This is a genomic window from Streptomyces jumonjinensis, from assembly GCF_009600885.1.
GTDB classification, from domain to species: domain Bacteria; phylum Actinomycetota; class Actinomycetes; order Streptomycetales; family Streptomycetaceae; genus Streptomyces; species Streptomyces jumonjinensis.
The window spans coordinates 13,450-21,943 of record NZ_VCLA01000136.1; the positions used below are offsets into that span (position 1 = coordinate 13,450).

4 protein-coding genes are annotated in these 8,494 nt (G+C 71.7%); all 4 read right to left on the bottom strand.

The window, feature by feature from the left end; all coding sequences use genetic code 11:
• A partial coding sequence (locus FF041_RS16105; RefSeq protein WP_153523475.1) for a hypothetical protein occupies positions 1-705 on the bottom strand: 705 nt, incomplete at its 3' end.
• Entirely contained in the window at positions 689-1,087 is a 399-nt protein-coding gene (locus FF041_RS16110; protein WP_153523456.1) for a nuclear transport factor 2 family protein, read from the bottom strand. The genes FF041_RS16110 and FF041_RS16105, both read right to left, overlap by 17 nt.
• Positions 1,087-4,275, bottom strand: coding sequence for a non-ribosomal peptide synthetase (locus FF041_RS16115; protein ID WP_153523457.1), 3,189 nt, complete (start codon positions 4,273-4,275; stop codon positions 1,087-1,089). The genes FF041_RS16110 and FF041_RS16115 overlap by 1 nt, the downstream gene beginning before the upstream one ends.
• The coding region (locus FF041_RS16120; RefSeq protein ID WP_153523476.1) for a non-ribosomal peptide synthetase at positions 4,272-8,494 on the bottom strand (4,223 nt) is incomplete at its 5' end. The genes FF041_RS16115 and FF041_RS16120, both read right to left, overlap by 4 nt.

Sequence of the window (8,494 nt, forward strand, 5' to 3'; positions counted from 1 at the left end):
GCGGAAGAGTGCGGTGGTGCAGGTGTGGACCCGCCCGTCCCCGGGGACGCCGCGTCCGACCACGACGACGGTCTCGCCGACTCGGGGGAGGACCGGGATCCGGGCCGCCATCCGGCCGAGCACCAGCGGGCTTCGCAGCGGGTCGAGCGTCCAGCCCCCCGGGCAGTCCAGCGCCGCCCACACCAGCTCCTCGGCGACCGCGCCGGTGCCGTCGCCGCAGGCGGCGTCCGGTGTCCACAGGCACGCGACCTGGTTCCCCGGGCCGGGGACCGGGCCCGGGGCCAGCCGCAGACCGTCCCGATGGCCGGGACCGCACACGAAGCAGGTGGGGAAGGGATGGGAACGGTGCCCCTCGTAACGACGCATGGCGTGCTCCGCGTCGGCCGGCGGCACGGAATCCACCGGAGCGGTGACGGAGACCTGGGGCGACGCGGTCGCGATGAGGTCCTCGCCGTGCCAGACGTGCGCCCGCTTGCCGGTCCGGGTCAGCCGGAGGCCGGTTCCCAGCGGCGGCGGGGCGTGCAGCTGGACCGCGAGATCGCCGTCGGTCTCCAGCATCCGCCGCGCCCGCGCGGCGATGAGACCGCTGACGTATCCGCCGTTGGCGCTGTTCGGCGGGCCGTTGTAGCGGGGGTCGACATGGATCGTGCGGTTCGCGTTCGCGGTGTCACCGGGCGCGGCCACCGTCTCAGACCGCCGGGACATGGAAGAAGGTGTCCCGCGACGAGATACGGCCCTGCGGAGTCATCCGGAAGAAGTCCGCGAACCGCAGCTCGACCCGGCCGCCGTCGTGCAGCGCGCCGCGGAACAAGCCGTGCACCGCTATCTCGTCATCGGCCGCGACCACGGTGTCCAGTGTGTGCACGCCCGAACGGATCACCCGCTGGTCGAGATAGAAGCGCTTCAGCTCGGCATGCCCGACCATCGGCCGGTAACCGGGCCGGCGGTAGCGCGCGTCCGGGGCGAACAGGGCGACCAGCGCGGGCACGTCGCCTGCGTCGACGAGCTCGTAGTAGCGCCGGACCTGGGACACCCCCAGCACCGCCGTCGCCGGAGTGCCGTCGGAGTCGGGGACGGTGTGGACCATTACGAACTGCTCCCGGTGATCGCTGTCTGAGCTGTGGTTCGCCGTGCGAGATCCGGTACCGCCGCGCTGTCCGGGGCGCTGTCGAGCGCTTCGGCCAGCCGGGCCGGCGTGGGGGCCTGGAACAGTGCGCCCAGGGTGAGTTCACGGCCGAACCTCACCCGTACCCGGTTGATCAGCCGGGTGGCGAGCAGGGAGTCGCCGCCCAGCGCGAAGAAACCGTCGTCGACGCCTACCGGGGAGCGGTTGAGCACCTCGGCGAAGAGAGCGCACATGGCGTCCTCCGCCGGGGTTCCCGGCCTCTGCGCGGACGCCGCCGGAGCGCTGTCCGGAACGGGCAGCGCGGTCCGGTCGATCTTCCCGTTGCGGGTCAGGGGGAAGCCGTCGAGCGTGACGAACGCGGAAGGCACCATGTAGTCGGGGAGCGCCGCGGCGATGTGCTCCCGCAACGAGGCCGCGTCGGGACCCGAACCGCCCGTCGGCACGACATAGCCGATCAGACGCTTGTCGCCCGAAGCGTTCGGGCCGGCGACCACGGTCGCCTGGGCGACGCCGGGATGTTCGGCGAGAACCGCTTCGATCTCGCCCAGCTCGATACGGAAGCCATGGAGCTTGACCTGTTCATCAGCCCGGCCGAGGAACTCCAGTTCGTCGTCGGAGTTCCAGCGCACCACATCGCCCGTGCGGTACATCCGCTCGCCCGGTCCGCCGAACGGGCACGGCAGAAACTGCTGAGCGGTCCACCGGGGGCTGTTCAGATATCCGCGCGCCAGACCGGGGCCGGCGATATACAGCACACCCGCCACTCCCGGCGGCACCGGCGACAGCGTCTCGTCGAGCACATACACACGCCGGTTGTCCATCGGACGGCCGATGGGCACCACATCGGGCACGGCCCGGCCGGGGTACAGCACACTGCGCGTGGTGAACGTGGTGGCCTCGGTCGGGCCGTAGCCGGCGATCACCGCGGTGTCCGGACACCGCTCCAGCACCCGCCGTACCGCATCGGCCGGCACGATGTCCCCGCCGGTCCACACCTCGCCGACCTGCGCCAGACAGCCGGGGGACTCCTCGGCGATCACCCGGAACAGCCCGGCCGTCAGCCATAGAGCGCTGACCCGGTGATCGGCGATGAGCCGGTGATAGGACGCGAGATCCAGCTCGCCGGGCGGGGCCATGACCACCTGGCCCCCGTTGAGCAGCGGCACCCACCACTCGTAGGTCGAGGCGTCGAAGGCGTGCGGGGAGTGTGCGAGCACCCGCGGGCCGTCCTCGCTCCGCCAGCATCGTTGCGCGGTCAGGCTGGCGACGTTGCGGTGGCTCAGGGCCACCCCCTTCGGCGTGCCCGTGGACCCCGAGGTGTACAGGACACAGGCCAGGTTCTCCGGACGCGGCGCCACGACGGGGTCGACGGCCGGCTCCTCGGCGAGGCCGGGATCGGAGTCGACCACCACGGTCGGAGTGTCACGGGACAGCTCGGGGTTCCCGGCGGCCCGGTGAGTGAGCAGCACGGCCGCCCCGGTCTCGCCCATGACGAGACGCAGACGCGCCACCGGGGACCGGGTGTCCAGCGGCACATAGGCACCGCCGGCCTTGCTGATCGCCAGCACCGACACCACGACGTCGGCGGAGCGCTCCATGAGCACGGCCACCGTGCTCTCGCCGCGCACGCCCATGGCGATCAGACGGTGGGCGAGCCGGTTGGCGCGGGCGTTCAACTCGGCGTAGGAGAGCACGGTGTCGCCGAACACCACGGCGGTCGCATCGGGTGTGCGTGCGACCACGGCCGCGAAAGCCCGCGGCAGCGTCGTGGGCGGCAACGGGTGCGTGGTGCGGTTCCTCTCCACCACCGTACGGTGCCGCTCGCCGGGGGTGAGAATGTCCGGCCTGCCGATCGGCTGGGCCGGATCGGCGGTGACGACGGCGTCCAGGAAGCGCAGGAACCGCTCCTGGTGGGCCGTGAGCTCGGCATCCGAGTACAGCGCGGGATTCGCGTCGAAGTCGACCCGCGGCTCGGTGCCGTCGGACCGGTCGTAGACGGAGATCGAAAGGTCCTCGACCGGTCCGTTGGACAGGTTGTGCGCGGTGGCGCGCAGCCCGGCGAACTCGACGTGGTAGTAGAAGGACATGATGTTGGCGACGGGGCCGAACAGGGCCCGCTCCGACTGCCCCGGGCCCAGCTCCCTGCCCAGCTCCCTGCGCAGATCCTCGCTGCGGTAGCGCTGGTGCTCCCGCAGCGCGCCGATCTCGTCGGCCGTCTGCCGGACGAGAGCGGACAGGCCGTGCTCCGGACGCACCCGCAGCCGCAGCGGCACCACGTTCGCCACCATGCCGGGAACGGTTCGCCCGGAGGAGCCCATGCGCCCGGTCACCGGCATGCTGAGCACGACATCCCGCTCGCCGCTGAGACGGTGGAGATACGCGGCGATCACCGCGATCATGGCCGTGGGCCAACTCGACCCGGCGTGCTGTCCGGCCCGCCGCAACGCGGCCACGGCGGACGCGGAAAGGCTGCTCGTACGGCGCAGGAAGCTGTCCGAGGCCGGCGCCGACCGGCTGGCGAGGCTGACGGGATCCGGCCGGCCGGCCAGGCGTTCCGTCCAGAACGCCCGGTCCCGCTCGCGCTGTTCCGACGCGTGGTAGGACGAGTCGTCCTCCAGCAGAAGACTCAGCGGGCCGAAGGCCGCCCCTGAGCGGTCCGAGCCCGCGACCAGTCCGGTGTAGGTCTTGGCCACCCGCCGTGCGAGGAGCGACATGCTGAAACCGTCGACCACGATGTGGTGGACGCGCTGATACCAGAGAAAGCGGTCCGGCGCGATCTTGAACAGGGCCTGGCAGAACAGCGGGCCGCGGGTGAGCTCGACCGGCGTGGACAGGTCGGTGCGCATCCACTCCTCGGCCGCCCGTCGCGGATCAGGCGCCGAGGTGAGGTCGACATGGTGCATCGGCCAGTCCGGCGCGGGGGAGAGGACCTGCCGGGGGCCATCGGGGCCCACGGTGAAACGGACGCGCAGCGACTCGGTCTCGTCCACCACGCGCCGCAGCGCACGCTCGAACAGCTCCCCGTCGACCGGGCCGGGGATGTCCAGATACTCGCCGGTGTTGTAGACGGAGCTGCCCGGACGCAGATGGTGGGCGAACCAGACACCGGACTGCGCCGACGAAAGCGGCATCTCGTGTGCGGTGGTCATCCGAGCTCCTCCAGAATCGCCGACAGCGCGTCGGCGAAGGACGCGACATGCGGCGGCGACAGCATGTCGTGGTGGTTGCCGGACGCCTCGACCACACTCAGCGCCCCCTCGGTGCGCTCCCGCCACAGCGCGGGAACCACCGCCGGGCCGGTGAGCGTGGGATGGGTCCCGGTACTCATGAACAGGTGGATGGGCGTACGGAGCCGCGCGGTCGGGCGGTAGCGCGTGACGGCGTCGCCGTTGGCGGTGAAGACCCGCATCATGCGCCGCATCTGCTCGGTGCGCACCCGCGCGGGGAGCCGCTCCCGTGTGTGCGCGTCACGCAGCAGCAGCGAGAGGACGTCCCGCTCATCGAGGTCGTCGACATCCCGTGCGGGCACTCCGGCGGCGATCGCGAACCGGGCGGCCCCGCTCGTGTCGCGGTCGTCCGGCCTGCTGGTGTCGCGGTCGCCGGACCTGCTGGTGTCGCGCTCGTCCGACCTGTTCACAGCGTGGTCGCCGGGCCTGTTCATCGCGCGGTCGCCGGGCCCGCTCATGGACCCGGGCGCTCCGACGTCGATGATCCCCAGAAACTCCGGTGGACTCCCCTCGCTCTCCAGCAGACGGGCCATCTCGAAGGCGACCAGCCCACCGAAGGACCAGCCTGCCAACAGGTAGGGGCCATCGGGCGCCACGGCCCGCAACTCCCGCAGACAGCGCTCCGCCTGCTGTTCGACGGTGGCCAGCGGCTGTTCGTCGGTGTTGTAGCCGACGGCCTCAAGGCCGTAGACCGGCCGGCCCGCGGTGAGAAGTCCGGCCAGGTGGAGATAGCCGCACACATCACCGCCCTGCGGATACACCAGGATCAGCGGCGCCTGCCCCTGATCGCCTTCCGCCAGGGGAACCACGAGCTGCCGCAGCGCCGCCGGCGCGGTGGGCAGCTCCGCGCAGAGACCCTCGACGGTGGGATGACGGAACACCGTGCTGAGCGGTGCGGTGACTCCCAGCTCCCGGCGGATCGCCTCCACGAGCTCGACCGCCTTGAGCGAATGCCCGCCCAGATCGAAGAAGCCGTCCCGCACCCCGACCCGGGGAACGCCCAGCACCCGCTCCCAGATCCTGGTCATCCGCAGCTCCAGCAGATCCCGCGGCGGCAGCACGGACACATCGTGACCGCGGGGGGCGGGAGCGGGCAGGGCCCCGCGATCCACCTTCCCGTTCGTGGTCAGCGGAATCCGGTCGAGCGCGGTCAGCGTCGCCGGCACCATGAACTCCGGCAGGGTCTCGCGCAGCGCGTGCCGCAGGCCCGCCGGATCGCCGGATCGGTCCTGCCACACCACATATCCGGCCAGCTCGGCGTCCGCCCCGCTGCCCCGCACCGTGACCGCCGCCCTGGCGACACCCGGCTGCGCGCACAACGCGGTCTCGATCTCGCCGAGCTCGATGCGGTACCCCCGGATCTTCACCTGCTCATCGGTCCGGCCGAGGAAGACGAGATTGCCGTCCGGCAGATACCGCGCCAGGTCACCGGTCCGGTACAGCCGCTCGCCGCTGCGGTACGGGTCGGGTACGAACCGTTCGGCGGTCAGTCCCGGCCGGTTGGCGTATCCCCGGGTGACACCGGTTCCACCGATGTGGATCTCACCCGGCACGCCGACCGGCACCGGGGCGCCGGCCTGGTCCAGCAGATGGATCCGGAGGTTGCCGAGCGGGCGGCCGATGGGGACGGACCCGCCCGACCGGTCCAGATCCCGCTCGGCGTCCACCTCCCGGGTGACACAGCCGACGGACGCCTCAGTGGGGCCGTATCCGTTCCACAGCGTGGACACCACGCCGAGCAGACGCCGGGCCAGCTGGGGCTGGAGCGGCTCGCCCACGCAGATCGCCTGGAACCGCCCGCCCTGCCAACCGCTGTCCAGCAGCAGGAGCCAGGTCGCCGGTGTGGCCATGAGCGTGGTGACGCCGAACTCGCGCATCATCTCCGCGAGCCGCGGCCCGTCGACCGCGACCTCCGGCGGTGCGATCACCACGCTCGCGCCCCAGGCCAGGGGCATGAACACCTGGGGAACGAGGACGTCGAAGGAGATCGAGGCCACCGAGGCGACGACATCGGACCCGCTGAGGTCCAGCTGCCGGCCGCGGACCACCAGATAGTTGACCACGCCCTCGTGCGGGACCAGCACGGCCTTGGGGCGCCCCGTGGAGCCGGAGGTGTAGATCGAGTACGCGAGGTTGGCCGGCGCCGCCGCTGCCGGCAGCGGTTCCTCGGACCGGGCCGCGATCAGATGCGCCTCGGTGTCCGTCCACACGATCGCGGCGCCGCTCTCCGGCAGCCGGCCGGCCAGCGATCGCTCGGTGAGCAGCAGCGGCACCTCGGCGTCGGCGAGCATGAACGACAGTCGCCGGGCCGGCAGGTCCGGGTCGAGCGGCAGATAGGCGGCGCCGGACTTGAGCACGGCCAGCAGGGCTGTGACCAGGTCCGCCGAGCGCGGCAGACACACGCCGACCAGGCGTTCCGGCCCCGCGCCCCGGTCCCGTAGATACCGGGCCAACCGGTTGGCCCCGCGGTCGAGCTCTTGATACGTGAGCCGCTGATCACCACAGCGGACCGCCACCGCGTCGGGGGTCAGCCGGGCCTGGCGCTCGACCAGTTCGTGCACGCACAGATCCGAGGGGATGGGCGCGTCGGTGGCGTTGGTCTCCACCAGCAGCCGTGTGCGCTCGGCGTCGGTGAGCAGGTCCAGACGAGAGACGGGACGCTCGGGGTCGCTCGACGCGCCGTCCAGCAGCCGCAGGTAATGGCCGGCCAGACGCTCCACGCTCGCCCGGTCGAACAGGTCGGTGTCGAACGCCATGGTGCCGGTCGTCCCGGTCGGCCGGTCGGCCATCACCAGACTGAGATCGACCTTGGCCGTGCCGTTGTCGACCTCGATCTGTTCGACCTCCACCCCCGGCAGCCGCAGTTCGGGGCCCGCGCCGGACAGCCCCGCGAACATCACCTGGAACAACGGGTTGCGGTCGAGGCCGCGCTCCGGCCGCAGTTCCTGCACCAGCCGTTCGAAGGGGACGTCCTGGTGCGCATAGGCGTCCACCGAGGTCCGGCGGACCCGGTCGAGGAGGTCGGCGAAGCCGGGGTCGCCCGAGAGATCGGTCCGGATGACCAGGGTGTTGATGAACGAGCCCACCAGCGGATCGAGCTCCGGGCGGTTCCGCCCCGCGACCGGTGTTCCGACCGCCACGTCGGACTGTCCGCTGTAGCGGGCGAGCAATGCCTGGAACCCGGCGAGGAGCGTCATGAACAACGTCGCGCCGTGCCGCTGACCCATCAGCCGCAACCGCTCGATCAGCTCCTCGGGCACCGTGAACGTGATCCGCTCGCCCCGGCCCGAGCGGACCGGGCCGCGTGGTCGGTCGGTCGGCAGGTCCAGCGGGGACACTCCGGACAGCTGGTCGCTCCAGTACTCCAGCCGGCCGCGCAGGCGCTCACCGGTCAGCTGCTTCCGCTGCCAGTGCGCGAAATCCGCGTACTGGATCGCCAAGGGCGGCAGCTGGTGCTCCCGGCCGTCCAACCGGCTCCGGTAGATCGCCGACAGGTCGTCCCACAACAGCGGCATCGACCAGCCGTCGACCGCGATGTGATGGACGACGACCACCAGATAGCAGTCGTTCTCGCCGACCCGCACCAGCGACGCGCGCAGCAGCGGGGCGGCGGTCAGGTCGAACGGGCGACGGATCTCGGCGTGCACGAGTGCGAGAGCGCGCTCTGTTCTCAGCGCTGCGGGCTCGGATCGGAGATCGGTCGTGGTGAGTTCGAGCTGCCGCGCCGGGGAGACCGAGGGCTCGGGCCGTCCGTCCCGCTCGGGGAAGACGGTGCGCAGGACTTCATGGCGGCGTATGAGCTCCGAGAGACCGTGGCCGAGGGCGGCCACATCCAGCGGGCCGCGCAGCCGGAAGACCTCGTGGACGTTGTACATCGCGGAGCCGTCTCGGCCGTCTGGGCCGGCGGTGCTGTCCGGGCCGTTGGAGAGTTGCTCGACCAACCACATGCGTTCCTGGGTGAACGACGCCGTCCGCGCGCCCTCGGGGCGGGGCGGTACCGCCGAGCCCGTGCCGTCCCCGGCGGTCTTCCTGCGCGCAGCGCGAATACGCTGATCGAGCAGCGCACGGGCGGTGGCCGGTACGGAGTTGTTCGGTACGGAGCCGTTCGGTGCGGAGCCGTCCGCGTTCGGTACGGAGCCGT